The organism is Aurantivibrio plasticivorans, assembly GCF_055392955.1.
The window spans coordinates 1,037,097-1,057,086 of record NZ_AP036020.1 but is presented as its reverse complement, the minus strand read 5'-3'; the positions used below and the strand labels follow the sequence as shown (position 1 = coordinate 1,057,086).

Annotated in this window: 19 protein-coding genes; 13 read left to right on the top strand and 6 right to left on the bottom strand. The window is 47.3% G+C overall.

The window, feature by feature from the left end; all coding sequences use genetic code 11:
• Nucleotides 1-16 precede the first annotated feature (16 nt).
• From rsmA to ACZ5NB_RS04630, 3 genes are read left to right on the top strand one after another with little or no spacing between them, the layout of a single operon-like run.
• Complete coding sequence (rsmA, locus tag ACZ5NB_RS04640) at nt 17-820, top strand: 16S rRNA (adenine(1518)-N(6)/adenine(1519)-N(6))-dimethyltransferase RsmA (protein WP_460231825.1); 804 nt, start codon at nt 17-19, stop codon at nt 818-820.
• On the top strand, nt 817-1,188 hold the full coding sequence (apaG, locus tag ACZ5NB_RS04635; protein WP_460231824.1) for a Co2+/Mg2+ efflux protein ApaG: 372 nt from the start codon (nt 817-819) through the stop codon (nt 1,186-1,188). The genes rsmA and apaG overlap by 4 nt, the downstream gene beginning before the upstream one ends.
• Nucleotides 1,189-1,224: 36 nt before the next feature.
• Nucleotides 1,225-2,037: a symmetrical bis(5'-nucleosyl)-tetraphosphatase gene (locus ACZ5NB_RS04630; protein WP_460231823.1), complete on the top strand. Its 813-nt coding sequence runs from the start codon at nt 1,225-1,227 to the stop codon at nt 2,035-2,037.
• An 18-nt stretch (nt 2,038-2,055) separates the two neighbouring features.
• Here ACZ5NB_RS04630 and galE read toward each other — a convergent pair whose 3' ends face one another.
• Nucleotides 2,056-3,285 carry a UDP-glucose 4-epimerase GalE gene (galE, locus tag ACZ5NB_RS04625; RefSeq protein ID WP_460231822.1) on the bottom strand — a complete coding sequence of 410 codons (1,230 nt, stop codon included), beginning with the start codon at nt 3,283-3,285 and terminating at the stop codon, nt 2,056-2,058.
• A gap of 334 nt (nt 3,286-3,619) precedes the next feature.
• On the opposite strand from galE, the gene ACZ5NB_RS04620 reads away from it, so the two are divergent.
• The 3 genes from ACZ5NB_RS04620 to ACZ5NB_RS04610 are packed head-to-tail and all read left to right on the top strand — an operon-like array spanning nt 3,620 to nt 8,393.
• Nucleotides 3,620-5,545, top strand: a complete 1,926-nt coding sequence (locus tag ACZ5NB_RS04620) for a PrkA family serine protein kinase (RefSeq protein ID WP_460231821.1) — start codon at nt 3,620-3,622, stop codon at nt 5,543-5,545.
• A gap of 44 nt (nt 5,546-5,589) precedes the next feature.
• A complete protein-coding gene (locus ACZ5NB_RS04615; protein ID WP_460231820.1) occupies nt 5,590-6,864 on the top strand; it encodes a YeaH/YhbH family protein in 1,275 nt (424 codons plus the stop codon).
• Complete coding sequence (locus ACZ5NB_RS04610; RefSeq protein WP_460231819.1) at nt 6,861-8,393, top strand: SpoVR family protein; 1,533 nt, start codon at nt 6,861-6,863, stop codon at nt 8,391-8,393. The genes ACZ5NB_RS04615 and ACZ5NB_RS04610 overlap by 4 nt, the downstream gene beginning before the upstream one ends.
• Here the strand turns inward: ACZ5NB_RS04610 and ACZ5NB_RS04605 are convergent.
• Nucleotides 8,390-9,343: a DMT family transporter gene (locus ACZ5NB_RS04605; protein ID WP_460231818.1), complete on the bottom strand. Its 954-nt coding sequence runs from the start codon at nt 9,341-9,343 to the stop codon at nt 8,390-8,392. The genes ACZ5NB_RS04610 and ACZ5NB_RS04605 overlap by 4 nt on opposite strands.
• A gap of 443 nt (nt 9,344-9,786) precedes the next feature.
• Between ACZ5NB_RS04605 and ACZ5NB_RS04600 the strand changes: the two genes are divergently transcribed.
• The 4 genes from ACZ5NB_RS04600 (at nt 9,787) to ACZ5NB_RS04585 (ending at nt 12,759) form a co-directional block, all read left to right on the top strand.
• On the top strand, nt 9,787-11,022 hold the full coding sequence (locus tag ACZ5NB_RS04600; protein WP_460231817.1) for a multifunctional CCA addition/repair protein: 1,236 nt from the start codon (nt 9,787-9,789) through the stop codon (nt 11,020-11,022).
• A 28-nt stretch (nt 11,023-11,050) separates the two neighbouring features.
• Nucleotides 11,051-11,794, top strand: coding sequence for a pteridine reductase (locus ACZ5NB_RS04595; RefSeq protein WP_460231816.1), 744 nt, complete (start codon nt 11,051-11,053; stop codon nt 11,792-11,794).
• A gap of 132 nt (nt 11,795-11,926) precedes the next feature.
• Complete coding sequence (locus ACZ5NB_RS04590) at nt 11,927-12,355, top strand: Hsp20/alpha crystallin family protein (RefSeq protein WP_460231815.1); 429 nt, start codon at nt 11,927-11,929, stop codon at nt 12,353-12,355.
• Nucleotides 12,356-12,444: 89 nt separating this feature from the next.
• Nucleotides 12,445-12,759: a TraR/DksA family transcriptional regulator gene (locus ACZ5NB_RS04585; protein WP_460231813.1), complete on the top strand. Its 315-nt coding sequence runs from the start codon at nt 12,445-12,447 to the stop codon at nt 12,757-12,759.
• Between the two features lie 72 nt (nt 12,760-12,831).
• Here ACZ5NB_RS04585 and ACZ5NB_RS04580 read toward each other — a convergent pair whose 3' ends face one another.
• Nucleotides 12,832-13,635, bottom strand: coding sequence for a universal stress protein (locus tag ACZ5NB_RS04580; RefSeq protein WP_460231812.1), 804 nt, complete (start codon nt 13,633-13,635; stop codon nt 12,832-12,834).
• Nucleotides 13,636-13,922: 287 nt separating this feature from the next.
• Nucleotides 13,923-14,381 (bottom strand): zinc ribbon-containing protein, encoded by a 459-nt coding sequence (locus tag ACZ5NB_RS04575; RefSeq protein ID WP_460231811.1) that lies wholly within the window; start codon nt 14,379-14,381, stop codon nt 13,923-13,925.
• A gap of 313 nt (nt 14,382-14,694) precedes the next feature.
• Between ACZ5NB_RS04575 and leuS the strand changes: the two genes are divergently transcribed.
• The 3 genes from leuS to holA are packed head-to-tail and all read left to right on the top strand — an operon-like array spanning nt 14,695 to nt 18,854.
• Complete coding sequence (gene leuS / locus ACZ5NB_RS04570) at nt 14,695-17,298, top strand: leucine--tRNA ligase (protein ID WP_460231810.1); 2,604 nt, start codon at nt 14,695-14,697, stop codon at nt 17,296-17,298.
• Nucleotides 17,295-17,783, top strand: coding sequence for an LPS-assembly lipoprotein LptE (locus ACZ5NB_RS04565; protein ID WP_460231809.1), 489 nt, complete (start codon nt 17,295-17,297; stop codon nt 17,781-17,783). The genes leuS and ACZ5NB_RS04565 overlap by 4 nt, the downstream gene beginning before the upstream one ends.
• An 18-nt stretch (nt 17,784-17,801) precedes the next feature.
• Nucleotides 17,802-18,854, top strand: a complete 1,053-nt coding sequence (gene holA / locus ACZ5NB_RS04560) for a DNA polymerase III subunit delta (RefSeq protein WP_460231808.1) — start codon at nt 17,802-17,804, stop codon at nt 18,852-18,854.
• Between the two features lie 27 nt (nt 18,855-18,881).
• Here holA and ACZ5NB_RS04555 read toward each other — a convergent pair whose 3' ends face one another.
• On the bottom strand, nt 18,882-19,295 hold the full coding sequence (locus tag ACZ5NB_RS04555; RefSeq protein WP_460231807.1) for a hypothetical protein: 414 nt from the start codon (nt 19,293-19,295) through the stop codon (nt 18,882-18,884).
• Nucleotides 19,296-19,443: 148 nt separating this feature from the next.
• Nucleotides 19,444-19,878 carry a GNAT family N-acetyltransferase gene (locus ACZ5NB_RS04550; protein ID WP_460231806.1) on the bottom strand — a complete coding sequence of 145 codons (435 nt, stop codon included), beginning with the start codon at nt 19,876-19,878 and terminating at the stop codon, nt 19,444-19,446.
• Nucleotides 19,879-19,990 lie beyond the last annotated feature (112 nt).

The following is a 19,990-nucleotide window of genomic DNA, read 5'->3' as shown; positions in this document are numbered from 1 at the left end:
ACATTAAGTAGGATCTATGGACGCGCATAAACCTCGCAAGCGGTTTGGGCAAAACTTTCTCACCGATAGCGGCATCATTAATAAAATTGTTCGCTCCATCGCGCCACATGCTGACCAACGTATTGTCGAAATTGGCCCAGGCCAAGCGGCCATCACCAAGCCATTACTCGAGAGTTGCCCATCGCTTCACGTGGTAGAGCTAGATCGAGACCTTGTCGAACGCCTAGAGTCGCTGCAGAGCACTTACCCGCAATTAACCATCCACAGCGCTGATGCGTTAAAATTTAATTTTGCCGCCCTGGCTGATGGTCCTCACTCTCTGCGTGTAGTGGGTAACCTGCCTTACAACATATCCACGCCACTCATCATGCACTTATTGGCAAGTTCTGCACTGATTAAAGACATGCACTTTATGTTGCAAAAAGAAGTCGTGGATCGCATTGCCGCGTCACCCGGTAACAAAAACTTTGGTCGACTGTCAGTGATGGTGCAATATTTTTGTGATGCCCAATCTCTTTTTCCTGTACCACCGGAGTTCTTCTATCCACCACCCAAAGTGAATTCCGCGATTGTGCGCTTAGCACCTTACGAATCTCCGCCACATACCGCTGAAAACTTTTCGTTGTTTAGGCGCCTAGTCGCCTCGTGCTTCCAACACCGGCGCAAGACCCTGCGTAATAATTTAAAGAGCCTTTTACCTGTTGAGATAATTGAGCAGCTTAGTATCGATGTAAAACAGCGCCCTGATCAATTTGGGGTGGAACAGTATGTCGCTTTGGCCAACGAAATTAGCACGCAACATGCGAGCGCGATACTATGAATCCCAATATCGACGTCCAAGTACTAGCGGAGTATCGCGAACAGCCGTCGAAGCCTGATCGAGGCCGCTTCGTTTTTAGTTACACCATTACGATTACCAACAACGGTGACGAACCAGCAAAGCTAATCAGTCGTCATTGGGTAATTCGCAACGCCCGAGAGGAACAAAAAGAGGTAAAGGGCGAAGGCGTGGTCGGCGAACAGCCCACTATACAACCAGGCAGTGCCTACACTTATACCAGCGGCGCAGTGCTAGAAACTGAAGTGGGAACCATGGGAGGCAGTTACCTCATGCGACGTAGTAATGGCGATGAGTTTTCCGTCACCATACCGACCTTCGTGCTTGCCTCACCGATGGCAATTCACTGACCTTCCTGGCCGACACAAGGAACTCATTACTTCACCATGGCAACCTATGCAATTGGCGACATCCAAGGCTGCTACGACTCATTTATGGCGTTGCTCGATAAGCTGGCTTTTGACCCATCACAAGATGAGCTTTGGCTGTGCGGCGACTTGGTTAATCGGGGACCAGGCTCTCTGGAGACTCTTCGATTTATCGTCAAACACCAACAATCCATTCGCGCCGTTTTGGGAAACCACGACCTCCATATGCTGGCGGTGGCTTACGGCTCGTCGTTACCGAAAAACAAGGACTCTCTCGACGCCGTGTTGGACGCGCCGGATAGCGAAGAATTACTCGATTGGGTCCAGCACCTTCCTTTAGTCTACCGCTGCAAAAATAGAGGGTACTTAATGGTCCATGCGGGAATTCCTCCCATTTGGAGTACCAAAGACGCAATGAAACATGCGGCCGAGGTGGAAGCGGTGTTACAAGGCCCGAAATTTCCTAAATTTCTCAATGCAATGTATGGCAACATCCCCGACAAATGGAACGATTCGCTAGAAGGCATGGCGCGATTGCGAACCATAACCAACTATTTCACACGAATGAGAGTCTGCCAAGCAGATGGACGACTAGACCTAGTATACAAAGGCCCAGCAGCGAACGCGCCACAAGGCTACCTTCCCTGGTTCGAACACACACCGGTCAAACCAAGAAAAGAAACGATCCTGTTTGGTCACTGGGCCAGCTTGGAAGGTAAGGTGTTTGACCAATACTGCATAGCGCTAGATACCGGATGTGTTTGGGGGGGAGAACTCTCGGCTTACTGTTTAGAAACCGGCGCCTGGACTCGCCAGCGCGCCATCGACTAGCAACTTGAACCTCTAAAACTACTCCTCGTAGCCACGAGGGTTATTGGACTGCCAGCGCCAGGTGTCTGCCATCATACGAGGCAACTCAAACTCAGCTTTCCAGCCCAGTATCTCAGCAGCTAACGCCGGATCGGCAAAGCACTCTGCAATGTCACCGGGACGTCGAGGGGACACACAAAAAGGCACACTGGCCCCACTAGCGGCTTCAAAGGCTTTGATTACCTCCAAGACACTATAGCCATTGCCGGTTCCTAGATTAAAGGTGTAACACTCTGGCGCCGCACCAATAAGGTGCTGCAAAGCGGCAACATGCCCCTTAGCGAGGTCCACAACGTGAATATAATCCCGCACACCGGTACCATCGCGGGTTGGGTAGTCATCGCCAAACACATTCAGTTGAGGCAGTTTACCGACGGCTACCTGTGCCACGTAAGGCAACAAATTATTGGGAATACCTTGAGGATCTTCACCAATCAAGCCACTTTCATGCGCTCCCACAGGATTAAAATAGCGTAGCAAGGTGACTTTCCACTGATTGTCCGGCACTCGGCATACATCACGCATAATCTCCTCAACCATTAACTTACTGTATCCGTAAGGATTGGTTGCGGACGTTGGAAAACTTTCAACAATAGGTACTGACGATGGATCACCATAGACGGTGGCGGATGAACTGAAGATCAAAGAATACACATCATGAGCGGCCATCACTTCCGCTAACGCAATACTGCCTTCAACGTTGTTATGGTAATAGCGTAACGGAATAGTTGTGGACTCCCCCACCGCCTTGAGCCCAGCAAAGTGCAAAACCGCTTTAAAATCATGCTCTTGAAAAACTTTTGCAAGAGATTCACGGTCACAGACATCGACTTCATAATGCGGAATTGCCTGGCCGGTAATCTGTTCAACACGAGATAGCGCGAGTGGCTTACTGTTACAGAAGTTATCGACCACTATCGGTGAAAAGCCTGCGGCAATTAGCTCTACACAGGTATGACTTCCGATATACCCTGCGCCCCCGGTCACCAATATTTTTTGACTATTCAATACTACGTTCCTTAGCTTTAAAGAATTTATCGTTGCCGTTCTATCGTCTGGTACAGATTCAATAGCGACCCAATTGCCGCGCATACTATCACACAGCGATGGCGCTAGCTGCACTAGTACTTTTGGACAAATACCAATCAAACCACGCTCCACAAAACCATTACTGGCTCTATGAAATGATCTCGCGTTTTGGTTGTCCAACCTCTAGACCCAACATTCATTGTTACTTAAAAAAAGAAATAGATTTGGCCCAAATTTTGAACCTATTTTTAAGGAAGGGTCTTAAGTTACGTCATTTTTAGATAAACGGGGCAAAAACGTTAATTATTTGACGCAATTAGTTGTACTCGCGCGCCCTTTTAGGACTATATTTAAGTTTACCTAGTCATCCAACAGCACGACCACAAAACTATTTTGAAGTTTGGTTTATTGATAATTGGTTTTACAGGTAATTGGGGGCCATTTAGTATTGTATAAACAATGCGTCCCTAACTACTCCCCGAAGTCTCCGATTAACCGGTAATGGAGGTACATCATGAGTAGTATTTTTAGCCACTACCGTGAGCGATACGAAACAACGCAGCAAGAAGAATTTACCATTCAAGAATACCTTGATCTGTGCAAATCAGACCCGACGGTATACGCCTCCGCAGCAGAACGAATGCTTGCGGCTATCGGCGAACCAGATTTAGTCGACACTTCGCGTGATTCTCGACTTAGCCGAATTTTTTCAAATAAAGTCATCAAGCGTTACAAAGCGTTTGAAGAATTCTATGGCATGGAAGAATGTATTGAACAAATAGTGTCATTCTTCAGACATGCAGCCCAAGGCCTTGAAGAGAAAAAACAAATACTGTATTTACTTGGGCCAGTCGGCGGTGGCAAATCCTCATTAGCCGAACGCCTTAAAGAATTAATGCAAAAAGAACCCATCTATTGCATTAAAGGCTCGCCGGTTTTTGAGTCTCCGCTCGGCTTATTTGATCCCAACGAAGATGGCCACATTCTCGAAGAAGACTACGGAATACCACAGCGTTATGTAAAACAAATAATGTCGCCTTGGGCGGTAAAACGCTTGCATGAATACAATGGTGATATTAGCCAATTTAAAGTCGTTAAAATGTATCCATCGGTACTCGACCAAATAGGCATTACCAAAACAGAACCCGGTGATGAAAACAATCAAGATATTTCATCCTTGGTCGGCAAGGTGGATATCCGAAAACTCGAAGACTTTCCTCAAAACGACCCAGATGCGTACAGCTTCTCCGGCGGACTCTGTCGTGCCAACCAAGGCATTATGGAATTTGTCGAGATGTTTAAAGCGCCAATCAAAGTGTTGCATCCTTTGCTGACCGCCACACAAGAAGGCAATTTTAATTCCACTGAGGGACTAGGCGCTATTCCTTTCGAAGGTGTGATACTTGCCCACTCAAACGAATCAGAGTGGCGAACATTTAAAAACAACAAAAACAATGAGGCATTCATCGACAGGGTTTACATCGTAAAAGTCCCTTATTGTTTGCGGGTCTCAGAAGAGATCAAAATTTACGACAAGCTTCTGCAGCACAGTTCGTTACAAAAAGCTCCTTGTGCTCCCGACACACTAAAAATGCTAGCTCAGTTCACAATTCTATCGCGCATTAAAGAACCGGAAAATTCTAGCCTGTTTTCGAAGATGCGCATTTATGATGGCGAAAACCTAAAAGATACCGATCCGAAAGCCAAATCTTTGCAGGAATATAAAGATGCAGCAGGTGTTGACGAAGGCATGGCCGGATTGTCGACACGTTTTGCGTTCAAAATTTTATCAAAAGTGTTCAACTTCGACGCGACAGAAGTATCTGCAAACCCCGTGCATTTACTCTACGTCCTCGAGCAGCAAATAGAGCAAGAACAATTTCAGCCTGAACTACAAGAAAAATATTTAACGTTCCTGAAAGAATATCTGGCTCCGCGTTACGTCGAATTTATCGGCAAAGAAATTCAAACTGCTTATCTAGAAAGCTATGCTGAGTACGGCCAGAATATTTTTGATCGCTATGTTACCTATGCAGACTTCTGGATCCAGGATCAAGAATATCGTGATCCAGAAACAGGGGAAATTCTTGATCGGGCATCATTAAACGAAGAACTAGAGAAAATCGAAAAGCCTGCTGGCATCAGCAACCCGAAAGATTTCCGCAACGAAGTCGTTAACTTTGTGTTGCGTGCCAGAGCCAACAATAACGGTCAGAACCCAGTATGGAATAGCTACGAAAAGCTTCGCACCGTAATCGAGAAGAAAATGTTCTCTAACACAGAAGACCTACTTCCCGTTATTTCATTTAATGCCAAAGCATCGGCATCTGATCAGAAGAAACACCAAGACTTTGTCGAACGCATGAAAGAGCGAGGATATACAGAGAAACAAGTGCGCTTACTATCGGAGTGGTATCTGAGAGTAAGAAAATCACAGTAGTCCACAAGGTGGGCGAGATTGCGCTCGCCCAGCATTGGTGATTCATGAGCTACATTGTCGACAGACGACTCAATTCCAAAAACAAAAGCGCCGTAAACCGCCAGCGCTTTCTGCGTCGGTACCGCCAACATATCAAAAAGGCAGTATCGGAAGCGGTAAGTCGGCGCTCGATTACGGATATTGAGCACGGCGAGAAAATTAAGATCCCGACAAAGGACATTAGCGAGCCGGTTTTTCACCACGGCAACGGTGGTGTTCAAGGCCGTGTTCTACCCGGCAACAAACAATTCAACCAAGGCGACCGAATCCCAAGACCTCCGTCTGGTGGCGGAGGGGGTGGTGGCTCAAACGCTAGCGATAGCGGCGAAGGTATGGATGACTTCGTATTTCAAATCACTCAAGAAGAATTCTTGGACTTCATGTTCGAGGATCTCGAGCTTCCCAACTTGGTAAAACGGCAGTTAGCGGGCAGCGAAGAGTTTCGTATGCGCCGTGCTGGGATCAGCAATGAAGGAAATCCTGGCCAAATCAATATTGTTCGCTCTTTACGTTCCGCCAATGCACGACGTATAGCGCTGACAGGTGGAAAGCGTAAACGACTAAATGCACTCGAAAAAGAGTTAGCCGAGCTAGAAGCGGTCCCAATTGAATTGCGTAACCACTCCCGGATCGAAGAATTACTCGCAGAGATCGCCAAGCTACGCTCTCGGATTAGTAAAGTCCCGTGGCTCGATGATTTTGATATCAAGTACAACTTGCATGTAAAAGAGCCAGAACCCAGCTCCAAAGCAGTGATGTTTTGTTTGATGGATGTATCAGGTTCTATGAACCAAGCCACCAAAGATATCGCCAAACGCTTTTTCATTTTGCTGTATCTGTTCTTACAACGAAATTATGAAAAAACAGAAGTGGTTTTTATCCGTCATCATACATCGGCAAAGGAAGTCGATGAAGAGGAGTTTTTCTATTCTCGAGAAACCGGCGGCACTATCGTTTCCAGTGCCCTGCAACTCACAAAAGAAGTCTTAGAGCAGCGGTTTCCGACCAACGAGTGGAATGTCTACATCGCTCAGGCATCCGATGGCGACAACTGGAACGACGATAGCTCTATCTGCTACGACCTGCTCGTCAACGACATCATGCCTAAAGTGCAATACTACTCGTATATCGAAATCACCCCTCGCGACCATCAAGCCTTGTGGGAAGAGTATGAAGGTGTCCACGCAGCCCACCCAGAAACCTTTGCCATGCAACACATTGTCGACATTGGTGACATTTACCCGGTATTTCGTGAGCTATTTCAGAAGAAAACATCATGAGCAATCAATCTAGTTACGAATACAATCCAATTTCCACCAGTTCAGAGTGGACCTTCGAACTGATCAATGAATACGATCGCGAAATCGCGGCGCTTGCTGACGAATTTCGTCTCGACACTTATCCAAATCAAATAGAAATCATTAGCAGCGAACAAATGATGGATGCCTACGCATCGGTTGGCATGCCCTTGGGTTACCATCACTGGTCCTATGGAAAGCAGTTTTTAAATATTGAAAACTCTTATAAACGCGGCCAAATGGGTTTAGCCTACGAGATTGTGATTAATTCCAACCCTTGCATCGCCTATCTCATGGAAGAAAATACCATGACAATGCAGGCATTGGTAATCGCTCATGCATGCTATGGTCACAATTCATTCTTTAAAGGTAATTATCTCTTTCGCACCTGGACTGATGCGGACTCAATCATCGATTACCTAGTTTTCGCAAAAAACTACATTACTCAGTGTGAAGAGCGCTATGGAATAGACGAAGTGGAATCATTTTTAGATTCCTGTCACGCCATCATGAACTACGGTGTCGACCGATATAAACGTCCGCACCCAATCTCAGCAGCCGAAGAACGGCAGCGGCAGAAAGAACGTGAAGAATATTTACAGAAGCAAGTCAACGACTTATGGCGAACCATCCCTACCTCGGATAATGCGGGTGACGAACACTTGCGCGTACGCTTCCCTCCAGAGCCAGAGGAAAATCTACTTTACTTCTTTGAAAAAAATGCACCATTGCTCGAACCGTGGCAACGAGAGATCGCACGTATTGTGCGAAAAATCGCGCAATATTTTTATCCCCAGCGCCAAACTCAAGTGATGAATGAAGGCTGGGCAACTTTCTGGCACTACACTTTGCTAAATACACTGTTCGAACGAGGCAAGGTGACCGAAGGTTTTATGCTAGAGTTTTTGCAATCACATACGAGTGTCATTTATCAGCCGCCATACGACAGCCCCTATTTTAGTGGTATTAACCCCTATACATTAGGCTTTACCATGATGACTGACATTCGTCGTATTTGCGAAAATCCAACAGAAGAAGACAAGCACTGGTTTCCAGATATTGCAGGCAGCGACTGGCTAACGACCCTACATTTCGCTATGCAAAACTTTAAGGACGAAAGCTTTATCCTCCAATATCTATCCCCCAAAGTAATCCGTGACTTAAAACTATTCTGCATTGTTGATGACGATAATGAAAAAGAGATTGAAGTTACGGCCATACACGACGAAAGTGGCTACCACGAAATTCGCCAGCAGCTCGCAGGCAATTATAATCTCGGTAATCGTGAACCCAACATCCAAGTCTACAATGTCGATATTCGTGGAGATCGCTCAATCACCCTAAGGCACAACCAATTTTCCCGCAAACCCTTGGGAGAATCGACTCTCGAAGTGCTTAAACATATCCACCGTCTCTGGGGGTTCGATGTGCATCTCGAATCGGTTCACAACGACGAAGTCGTGGAGACCTATCATTGCCCGCCACGGACCCAAGAAGAAAGCGCCGCCTAAGGCGCTTTAGCTTCAGAGGCCACATCCATTAATGGCTCGTGACGCCGGCGTTTTTTAAACGACACTTCTGCAATTCGCCAAAGTTTCAAAGGTATTCCTTCAAACACTAGCAATGATAGCAATACCATAACGGCACCCATAAGCAGCGTCGCAGAAACATGTTCGCCCCAAAAAACAACACCGATACCTATCGCCAAAATGGGTGTAATCAACGTAATGAGCGAAACACTCACGATATTCATTCGCTGCATGACAAAGAAATATAAGCTTGACCCAACGATAGAGCCGATACTGGCAAGATAGCTGACAGCAACCAAACTCGTTGTTGAAATTGACTCAGGCACCCTGCCATCAAACACCCACCACATAACACCAAATACTGGTAGCGAAAACAGCAAGCTGCCACCGCTTTGGCAAACCGGGTCCAACACATAATTTTGTGATAATTTTTTTAGCACAACGGTCCCCAACGCAAATATGACGACCGACAGCAACACAGCTAACATACCCCAGACGGCTACCTCACCCAAAGTTAACTGATCGGCATAAATGACAACAATGCCGAGCACGGCGCAAATCAAAGCCAGCACTTGATAAAAGGCTATCTTGGTATCACGCAAAATAAGCAATGAAGCCAAGCAAGTAAGGCATGGAGACAATGCAAAAATAATCGAAATCACCCCACTCGTCACATGTTGCGCAGCCCAGTAAACTAATGACATTTGTGGCGCAAACGCCAACGCTGCCGTGATGTAAGACAAGACGGCGGTTCGGTGAGGAAATAAAGGCTTTCGTCGAAGCATAATAATCATTATCGCCAAGCAGGTCGCCGCTAACAAACGTAGCCCTGCCGCACTCCAAAATGTTAAGCTATCATTACTAGCAGTAATTCCTAACGGCGTGGTGGCCCAAATTAAAACCACCCCCCAATACGCAAACACGACAGACACAGCGTTACCCTCGCAAATTAATCCGATATAAAAATCACCGCCAAAACCGTGACATTAATGGCGGCAGAAATCCCAAAAACAAAAAAGGCCGCAGGTTTTACGCTGCGGCCTTTTTAAGAAAATCGTTCTAGACGTTAAATATTAACTATGACTTTCTCCTCTTGGCCGCCAGGCTCACCAGCATTGCAATACACTTAGGCGCACGCACGGCACGACCGACGCGCCACGCTGACGTACGTCCGGCTGTCGGGGTGTTCTGGTTAGCAAAAGAATTCAAACGGGCCATTAAAAAACCAATGATTAAATAATTTAAATACGTTCGATTGATTTAAGCAGAGGCCAGTTTAAAAAGCAACAACTCAATTCAATTTGACTGTTGTTTCTATTATTGGTGAGTGCTTTATAATGACAGCCACCAATAAAAATAGTGTTTAAACAGAGCTATGGACATCTTTCTGGTAGGCGGTGCAGTCCGCGATCAATTACTAGACTACCCATTTACTGAGCGCGACTGGGTGGTAGTTGGCTGTGATCCTGAAACCATGCTCGCGCAAGGCTTCACACCGGTTGGCAAAGACTTTCCCGTGTTTCTCCACCCCGACACTCATGAAGAGTACGCACTGGCCCGGACCGAAAGGAAATCTGGACACGGTTATAAAGGCTTTCAGTTTCATACATCGCCGGATGTTTCCTTAGAAGAAGACCTGCAACGCCGCGACCTCACCATCAATGCCATTGCACGAGATAGCGCTGGCAACATAGTCGATCCGTATGGTGGAGCGAATGACATTCACAACAAAGTATTACGCCATGTTTCCGCGCACTTCGCGGAGGACCCTGTACGTATTCTTCGCGTAGCCCGGTTCGCGGCTCGCTATGCTCACCTTGGATTTACCATTGCACCAGAAACGCTAGAGCTAATGTCCAGCATGGTCACTAACGGTGAAGTGACTCACCTTGTCAGCGAGCGTGTATGGAAAGAAACTGAGCGCTCACTCAGCGAACGAGCACCCCATATTTTTTTTAGCACCTTGCGTCAATGTGGAGCGCTACAATTTCTATTCCCAGAATTGGATCGCCTGTTTGGCATTCCACAACCCAAACAGCATCATCCAGAAATTGATTGCGGAGTTCATAGCTTAATGAGCCTAGAGCAGGCCAGTATTTTAAGTCAATCGCCAACTGTGCGATTCGCCAGTCTAATGCATGACCTAGGCAAAGGCATTACACCCGAAGAGTTCTGGCCAAGTCATAAAGGCCACGAAAAGATGGGGGTTAACGAAGTCAAACAGCTGTGCAAGCGCATCAAAGCCCCAAATAATTTTCGTGAACTCACTGAGCTGGTCAGTGAGTTTCATACCCACTGCCATCGAGCGACGGAACTAAAGCCTAAAACCCTTCTGAAAACCCTAGAGAAGCTCGACGCGTTCCGCCGCCCTGAACGATTTAGGGAGTTTCTGTTAAGCTGTGAAGCTGACTCGCGAGGCAGAACCGGATTTGAAAACCGCGATTACCCACAGGCTAAATACTATAGCGACGCACTGGATGCCTGCCTAAAAATTTCACCCAAAGAAATTGATGCAAGCATTTATAAGGGCAAAGCCTTTGGAGATGAATTAAGCCGCCGAAGAACATCGGCTTTAATGGACTTTAAAGCCAGTCGGCTGACTGCACAATAACCACATCACACTATTGGATTAATAACACATGAGTTATCAACCTGTCGTTCTAATTACGGGCGCTGCACGCAGGATAGGTGCCGAGGTAAGCTCTCTTCTTCACTCCTCTGGCTTTAATATCATTATCCACTGCAACCAATCCCTATCGGAGGCGGAGGCATTGTGTGAACAATTAAATCGTGCTCGTCAGGACTCGGCTGCCATTGTCTCCGCCGATCTTTGCGACTTACACAGCATCAACAACCTAGCCAAACAAGCGACCGAAAAATGGGGACGGCTCGATGCCTTAGTCAACAATGCTTCCAGCTTTTATCCAACTGCCGTGGGAGAAATCAGTGAAAGCACGTATGACGACCTGTTTGGCACAAATTTGAAAGCCCCGCTTTTTTTGAGTCAAGCCTGCGCACCCGCACTCAAAGAAGCTCAGGGTTGCATTATTAACATGGCGGACATTCATGGAGAGCGGCCTCTTACCGGTTATCCAGTTTACTGCATGGCCAAAGCGGCAAACATTATGCTAACCAAAGCACTCGCTAAAGAATTAGCTCCCGATATCCGTGTCAACGGCGTAGCCCCTGGCGCTATTTTGTGGCCTGAGAACGCTGCGGAGTTAGACGAGCGAGCCAAAGATATTATTATTGACCGAGCCGCACTAAAGCGCATAGGCAACCCGCAAGATATTGCGCAAACAATTCTATTTCTTATTAAAAACTCACCGTATATAACTGGACAGATTATTGCGGTCGACGGTGGAAGAAATCTCATAAGTTAGTGACTAGTTAGAAAAAATAATCATCCTTTGATTTAGCGCAACACCCCTTGTAATTCTAAAAGCTACCCTAAAGTTAGTCAGTAGAGTTTGATGTCATTGTTTTCTACAGCACTAATACTGAAGGAGGCTAGCATGAGCTTAATACCACGTAGCAGTTTATTTAATTTAGATGATCTGTTTGACGGCTTTTGGGCACCGGCGAGGTTGTCACCAGAGTCACCGAGTGCAGCGTTTTCGCCTCGGGTTGATGTCACTGATAAGGACGATCGAATCGAAATCACCGCCGAGCTACCCGGCGTTAAAAAGGATGATATACACATCCACCTTGAGAATGGTGTTCTCACGTTGAGCGCTGAAAGCCAACAAGAAAACAAAGAAGAAAAGAACGGCAAAGTTATTCGCCAGGAACGTCGCTATGGTACGTACATGCGCAGTTTTCAGCTTGGCAGTGGCATTCAAGAGTCTGATATAACCGCGCAATTTACTGACGGCGTATTAATCCTTTCAGCCCCTAAAGCAAAAACAGCTGAGCCGGAGCGCAAACGTATAGAGATTAGCTAGCGATGTAGGTTGCGCCTCGGTAGTTTCGGGGCGCACGATAACTTCTCCAGCCTTCCGTTTATTTGCTCCCCTCCATTATTAGGAACAACATGAAAACCGACGAAATTAAAAGTCTTTTAGCAAAGCAAGAATCAGAACTTACCACGCGAATTAGCAAGATAGAATTAGATTTACGGCGTGAGCACAGTCGTGACTCCGAAGAGCAAGCGCAAGAAAGAGAAAATGACGAAGTGCTAGAAGCTCTCGCAACTGAAGCCAAAGAATCTCTAACGCACATTCAAGCTGCGCTTCAGCGAATTGAAGATGGGTCGTATGGTCGATGTGAGAGCTGCGGTGAGGATATTGGCACGGCAAGGTTAGAAGCGATTCCTGATACCGTGTTGTGTATTCAGTGTGCCGATTAGTTTGGCAAACTTTTTATTAATCAATAAAAAAACCGGCCAAATCAGCCGGTTTTTTCTTAGAAGGAAGACGAATCAGTTCAACGTCATTACATCCATATCTAAGCGCGATAGCAACTTCTCAGATGTATTACCTCGCATAGCCGCTAACATACCCTGTCTTGCCATGGTACCAATCACGACTACATCCGCATCGAGTTCTTTAGCCACGTCTGCAATCACATCGACAGGCTCACCTTGCTTCACGTGAATATGATCTGCTGAAACATTGGCCTTGCGCGCTAGTTGGCCTTTATCTGGATATTTCATCGAATCCGAATACGCCGTGACTAAATGTAAGTCAGCGCCATAGCGCTCAGCCATCCAGGCAGCTCGAACCACAATAGCGACATTTAACTCGCGATAGCGTTCAGAGTCAGAGCTAGTATTGATCGCGGCCAAAACAGTTTTGCGCTGCGCGTCAGCATTGGGGCGCACTATAAGCACCGGGCATTCCGAGTTGCGCAATACCATCCACTTCGCATCAGTAAACCAGGTTTTACGCTCAGAGGGGTAGTCAGGTAATAAAATTAAACTGGGCTTGATGCGGGCTGAGGTATGCAAAATGGCATCTCGCCATTCTAAGCTCCAGCAAAACTCGGTTTGGTAAGATAAATTTTCTTCCTGGAACGGTTTAATCAAGTCTAAAAACCATTCACCAGGTCGATAGACTTTTCCATTTTCCGCTTTGGTATCAACCGCATCTGGATCAACGCAGATTAAAATATGAACCTTAGGCTTTTCTGGGCGGATCCGCGAGGTTAACAGAGCACGTTCCAGCGCGGGGTGCTCATCTTGGGTGGGATCGACAATAACAAGTAACTGCTCTTGATCAGACATATAAAACGAAATCCTCCGTGTATTCTGGCAGCCGTCGATCAGACGACAACCCTTGATAATAATGTTAGTAACAGTAAACCAGGCTAAGGGTCTATAAAACAAGCTAAAAGAACATGAACCACTCTAAGTGACTAAAAGCCCAGCACTAGCCAACAGCGCCCACTACGGTTAAAAAATCAATCCGAACGCTCAAAGTCGTGAAAGCTTCAGGTGTGTACGCGTCGCTATTGCCTTCATTCATCATTAGTAAGTGTAGTGGAAAACGACGGCACGCAAAATGATATACATCAGCTGCGCCGTATCTGATATAGCTCGCAACCACAACTGGTACAAGGCGCTAAAGTCACAGTTCCGTCGACAACACGTAGCTTGCCACAGCCAACACAACGTAACTCAACGTCCGTCGCGATTTCCCCCGCCATTAAACGGTTCTCGCCTTTCTCCATGTATTGATCGAGCTTGACCCAGTCAAGCGGCGTAGGATTAGCAGCCTGGAGCAGCCACTGCCCTGCGAACTCCTCCAGGGTGTGAGTTTCAGCTTTTAAGTCTTCCCAAAACTCTTGTACGCCATGCAGATCGTCTTTCAGGTATTGTTTCAATAGACCGGCTTTACGTTGCGCCAAGTCTTCAACATCCAACTCAAGCTTTACCAGCTCGTCAACCTCCTCTTTGAAGGTATCTCGCAAGCGCTCCAGTGGATTGCGCTGCTGTCTTTCTTCTGTCTCGTCCATATCATATTCGGCCATTTAATCTACTCCGGCACATCTACTTACTGCGTTAAAACTCTGTGTAGGCCCTGTCTTGCCGCTACTTGAACGTCACCCCGACAATTCCTTAGGGAATTCCACATAAGGCCTACAGTGGTTCGGTGTGATGAGGGTATAATGCGGCCCTTTCTGGCCAGAGTCCATGCCCTGGCGCAAGACTTCGATAATTAGAAGCCTTGCCTCAAAAGATTGGCGATCAGCTACATCGCTCTAACGCCAGTTTGAGCACACCAATGCGACCACTTTGCAAGTATAGGTCGTGATCCATCGTTAAATTAGGTCGAAATACATAATGGAAGAGCATTACAACCACGCCACCATCGATGCCGAAGCACAGGCTTACTGGCAAGAAAATCGCAGCTTTGAGGTAACCGAAGACCCCAGCAAAGATAAGTTCTATTGCCTGGCGATGTTCCCCTACCCCAGCGGCCGCCTGCATATGGGGCATGTCCGTAACTACACCATCACCGATGTAATCGCTCGCCACCAACGTATGTTGGGCAAAAACGTCCTCCACCCAATGGGCTGGGATGCTTTCGGTTTACCCGCAGAAAATGCCGCAATCCAGAATAAACTAGCGCCCGCCAGCTGGACGTACTCCAACACGGACTATATGCGCAAGCAGCTCCAGGCCCTGGGCTTTGGTCTAGACTGGAGCCGCGAAGTCACCACCTGCAAACCGGACTACTATCGCTGGGAGCAATGGTTCTTCACTCGCCTTTATGAGAAAGGTTTGGCCTATAAAAAAGTCTCCGCTGTGAACTGGTGCCCTAAAGACCAGACTGTATTAGCAAACGAGCAGGTCGTCGATGGATGTTGCTGGCGCTGTGACTCACCCGTAGAGCGAAAAGAAATCCCACAGTGGTTTATTAAAATTACCGAGTACGCAGAAGAGTTGCTTGAAGGCCTGGATGAGTTAGAAGGCTGGCCAGAGCAGGTCAAAACCATGCAGCGTAATTGGATCGGCAAGAGCCGTGGCGTGGAGATGACCTTCGATTTAGCACAGCCTACCGCCGGCATCGAGCAGTTTTCAATTTACACAACTCGCCCTGATACCCTAATGGGCGTGACTTACATGTGCTTAGCCGCCGAACACCCACTGTCACTAGCGCTCGCCAAAGATAATGCTGAGCTGGCAGCATTCATCGAATCCTGTAAGGTTCAATCGGTCGCCGAAGCCGATATGGCAGCGATGGAAAAACGTGGTATCGCAACGGGTCTGTCTGCCAAGCATCCGATTACCGGCGAAGAAATTCCAGTGTGGATCGCCAACTACGTGTTGATGGACTATGGCTCAGGCGCGGTCATGGCGGTGCCCGCTCACGACCAGCGCGACTGGGAGTTTGCCACCAAATACGGCCTACCCATCAAGCAAGTGATTGCTCCAAGCAGCGGCGAAGAGTGCGATGTCGAGACCGCCGCGTTTGTAGATCATGGCCAATTAATTAACTCTGGCGAGTTCGACGGTCTAGGCTTCGACTCTGGCTTAGAGGCCATCGCCGCCAAACTGGAAAGCTTGGGCCGTGGCAAAATCACCACCAACTTCCGCTTACGTGATTGGGGTGTGTCGCGCCAACGCTATTGGGGTTCTCCCATTCCCATGCTTTACCTTAACGATGGTCAAGAAATCCCGGTACCCGCTGACCGCTTGCCTGTACTGCTTCCCGAAGAAGTCACTATGGATGGCGTTCAATCACCCATCAAGCAAGATGAGAGCTGGCGAAAAACTGACTACAACGGTCAACCGGCGGAACACGAAACCGATACGTTCGATACTTTTATGGAATCGTCTTGGTATTACGCGCGTTTTACCTGCGCCCAATACGACCAGGGCATGATCGATAAAGAAGCTGCTGACTACTGGCTACCCGTCGATCAATATGTGGGCGGCATCGAGCACGCTATTTTACATTTACTTTACGCACGCTTCTTCCATAAATTAATGCGCGATGAAGGCCTTGTATCCTCCAACGAACCATTCAAGCGTTTGCTCTGCCAAGGTATGGTGCTCGCACCGTCGTTTTATCGCATTGCTGACAATGGCTCAAAAGAGTGGATTTCGCCCAGTGAAGTCGATTTCGAAAAAGACGATAAAGGTAAAATGTTAAGCGCAGTGCGGCGTAGTGACGGTGCGCCGGTAGAAATCGGCGGCACTGTGAAAATGTCGAAGTCGAAAAATAACGGAATCGACCCGCAAGAAATCGTCGACCGATATGGCGCAGACACCGTTCGCTTATATACCATGTTTACCTCGCCGCCGGACCAAACCCTGGAGTGGACCGATAGTGCTGTAGAAGGTAGCCATCGATTCATTCGGAAACTTTGGAAAATGGTTCACGGTCATCTCGATGCGGGAACTCCATCGGCATTAGAGGTCAGCAATTTAGATAGCCAGCAAAAAGACTTGCGCCGTAAAACCCATGAAACAATTGCCAAAGTCAATGACGACTATGGTCGCCGCCACACGTTTAACACGGCAATTGCTGCGGTGATGGAATTGCTCAACGAAGTGAATAAATTAGCAGACCGCTCAACACCTAACCATTTAGCTGTTGAGCGTGAAGCGCTAAACGCCGCCGTTTTGCTACTCGCACCTATCACGCCTCATGTATCGCACAAACTTTGGCATTATCTGGGCAATGATAACGACGTGCTTAACGTACCCTTCCCTCAAGCAGACGAAAAAGCGTTAGTCCGCTCAGAAATTGAGGTCGTTGCCCAAGTCAACGGAAAGGTACGGGCGAAGTTAACCGTGGCTGCTGACGCGGACAAAGCAACTATCGAGCAATCAGCTCTGAATGACGAACGCGTACAGAAATTCACTGATGGCATGACCGTTGTCAAAACCATCGTTGTACCAGGCAAGCTTGTCAATATCGTGGTAAAGCCGCAATGATGCGACGCGCAATTGTTCTAGGCTTGAGTCTCTGTATGATCGCCAGCTGCGGCTGGCGCTTACGCGGCTCCGTTGACTTGCCGGAAGGTCTATCGTCTATATATATCAAATCAGAAAACCGCGACTTTGCGAGAGAGTTGACGCAACTATTCCAGGCCAATGGGGTAGTGATATCAGACAGCAGTAGCGCTTCCGATTTAGTCATTGAAGTCGGCGAACTACAACAGGATCGCCGCGTTGCAACGACTGGCGCGGACACACTTGTTACGGAATACGAGCTAAGCTATCAAGCCCCCTTCTCGATTAAAAGCGCTCAGGGTGAAACACTGCAAGAAACTGACACGCTGTATGTATCACGCGCCTATGAATTTAATAATGACGAAGTAGTGAGTCGATCAGAAGAAGAGCGCGTCATTTTGCGCGAAATGCGTATTGACCTCGCGCAACAACTGGTCCGGCGTTTGCGATTTTTAACCACACCTTAACCATTATCTGAGGCTAGCTTGACTAAAATCTACAGCGACAAGTTACCCCAGCATCTGCGCAGTGACTATGCACCTATCTATATCGTCAGCGGCGATGAGCCTCTGCTGATGCAAGAAAGCTGTGATCTAATCCGCAACAAAGCCCGCGACCTGGGCTTTAACGATCGAGAATTACATCACGCCGACAACAGTTTTGATTGGCACACAGTCCAACAGAGCGCACAAAGCTTATCACTTTTTGCCGACAAAAAATTAATCGAGATTCGCTGCACAACCAAGCTAAACGACAAAGCACGCAAAGCACTCGGCGAATACGCAGAGAGCCCGCCACCGGATAATGTACTGCTCCTCGTTTTACCAAAGCTGGAACGCGCCACCTTAAATGCTAAATGGTTTAAACCTCTTGAAGCTGCGGGAGTCCTTATTCAAGTATGGCCGATTACTCTAGGCCAGCTACCACGATGGATTAAATCTCGGGCACAACAAATGGGCCTAGACATAGCACAAGACGCCCTAGATATTTTGTCGTCTCGTGTCGAAGGCAACTTACTTGCCGCCACTCAGGAGTTGGAAAAATTAACTCTGCTAACTGACGACGGCAAAATAGATGCTGCCTTAATGGCCCACGCTGTGGCGGACAGCGCACGCTATGATGTATTTACACTCATCGACCGCGCGCTACACGGTGACGCGCGGGGCGCCGTCAAAAATCTACATGGATTGCGGGGAGAAGGCTCCGAAGTACTGTCAATACTCTGGGCATTATCGAGGGAAATACGCAATTTAATTCAGCTTAAGCGTGCCGTAAGCGAAGGAAAATCATTGCAAAGTGTGGCAAAGAGTTTTGGCATCTGGGACAACCGTCTACCCATGGTGAAAGCCGCTCTGCAGCGGTTAAATACCCGCCAGCTGAATCAACTCCTTCGCACTGCAGCACTAGTTGATCGCGCCACTAAAGGTATGCACAACGCCGACCCGTGGGAGGGGTGCCTAGAAATAATTTTAGGAATAGCCGGTGTACATCCTCTAAACGACACAAATCAAAAGCTTGCCGTAAAAAGCCGCCGCTAGCCAGCTGGCAATGACGAAAATCAATGCTTAGTATTTAATACCTATTTCAACACTGTACTCTCTTCCCTGCCGAGTTTCATACATTCGAACGCCGACCATAGCCATCAAGTGGTAATTAAAATAAAAACCGACATTCTCATGTAAGTCGCTATTGTAGGAAATCCCCAACTCCCAACCTCGACTAGCAAATGCGTATGTTTTACGACTCACATAACCAAGATCTATAAACGTTGTATCGTTGTACAACGAAGCAGTAACGGCAAGTCCAGCATCCGCGCCATGTCCTTCCCAACTGTAGGCCTGACTCAATGGCACGATGAAACCCAACCCGACAAAACCATCGAAGTCATCGGCATAACCCGCTTTGAACGTTAAGGCGTAATAGTCACAGGCTCCTAACACAGTGACATCTTCTGGCTTATGTTCATCGGGATAACCCATTGGCTCACATCGCGCAAATAGGTTTGCGCAAAAAAACACTAGGATTAAGAAAAAGCTTATATTCGATAACCGAGAAATAACTAAAAGGCGTGAACGATACTGCCTTACATATATGGTTCGCGCTCTTCGAGAGTCTCGATGGGAAAATTTAAAGTGCACGGGACATCATCACCATATCAGCATTAGCTCTATAGCCACGCCTAAGGTAAAAATTAAACGCTGGCACCCGCTGAGATGTTAGTAGAACTGAATGACTATAACCATTGTTACCGGCTTGTTCTTCGATTGCCGACAACAGCGCTTTACCAACACCATCTGATTGACAGCGCTTAGAAACAAAAAGCTCGACTATTTCTAATTCACGTCTGCCTTTAAAGCTATTCGATCTCCCTGCAATTACCCCAACAATTTTTCCATTCACTTCGTACACATGACCTAAAAAACCTGGGGACTGAAAAATCATTGTCAGTCTATCGAGAGCCCAGTCAATCGTCCAGCGTTCGTTCCACGGTGGGCCAGCAAAGACATCGACATATAACCGCGAGGTGGCTTTTAGATCAGCACTAGTAAACATTCTTATCATGAACAACAATCCCGTAAAATATAGATGTGCGCTAGGGAGCGGTAACGTACATGCTAAGCTTCTTCAGCCTGATAACCTCGGTGATATAGTAAACAATGGTCAAACATCACCA

Bases quoted from the DNA above. Each gene is read 5' to 3' on its own strand.
- ACZ5NB_RS04550 (WP_460231806.1), bottom strand. From the start codon at position 19,878: ATGATAAGAATGTTTACTAGTGCTGATCTAAAAGCCACCTCGCGGTTA.
- ACZ5NB_RS04600 (WP_460231817.1), top strand. From the start codon at position 9,787: ATGGACATCTTTCTGGTAGGCGGTGCAGTCCGCGATCAATTACTAGAC.
- ACZ5NB_RS04610 (WP_460231819.1), top strand. From the start codon at position 6,861: ATGAGCAATCAATCTAGTTACGAATACAATCCAATTTCCACCAGTTCA.
- ACZ5NB_RS04585 (WP_460231813.1), top strand. From the start codon at position 12,445: ATGAAAACCGACGAAATTAAAAGTCTTTTAGCAAAGCAAGAATCAGAA.
- ACZ5NB_RS04590 (WP_460231815.1), top strand. From the start codon at position 11,927: ATGAGCTTAATACCACGTAGCAGTTTATTTAATTTAGATGATCTGTTT.
- ACZ5NB_RS04615 (WP_460231820.1), top strand. From the start codon at position 5,590: ATGAGCTACATTGTCGACAGACGACTCAATTCCAAAAACAAAAGCGCC.
- ACZ5NB_RS04630 (WP_460231823.1), top strand. From the start codon at position 1,225: ATGGCAACCTATGCAATTGGCGACATCCAAGGCTGCTACGACTCATTT.
- apaG (WP_460231824.1), top strand. From the start codon at position 817: ATGAATCCCAATATCGACGTCCAAGTACTAGCGGAGTATCGCGAACAG.
- ACZ5NB_RS04575 (WP_460231811.1), bottom strand. From the start codon at position 14,381: ATGGCCGAATATGATATGGACGAGACAGAAGAAAGACAGCAGCGCAAT.
- ACZ5NB_RS04580 (WP_460231812.1), bottom strand. From the start codon at position 13,635: ATGTCTGATCAAGAGCAGTTACTTGTTATTGTCGATCCCACCCAAGAT.
- ACZ5NB_RS04620 (WP_460231821.1), top strand. From the start codon at position 3,620: ATGAGTAGTATTTTTAGCCACTACCGTGAGCGATACGAAACAACGCAG.
- ACZ5NB_RS04595 (WP_460231816.1), top strand. From the start codon at position 11,051: ATGAGTTATCAACCTGTCGTTCTAATTACGGGCGCTGCACGCAGGATA.
- rsmA (WP_460231825.1), top strand. From the start codon at position 17: ATGGACGCGCATAAACCTCGCAAGCGGTTTGGGCAAAACTTTCTCACC.
- ACZ5NB_RS04555 (WP_460231807.1), bottom strand. From the start codon at position 19,295: ATGGGTTATCCCGATGAACATAAGCCAGAAGATGTCACTGTGTTAGGA.
- leuS (WP_460231810.1), top strand. From the start codon at position 14,695: ATGGAAGAGCATTACAACCACGCCACCATCGATGCCGAAGCACAGGCT.
- ACZ5NB_RS04565 (WP_460231809.1), top strand. From the start codon at position 17,295: ATGATGCGACGCGCAATTGTTCTAGGCTTGAGTCTCTGTATGATCGCC.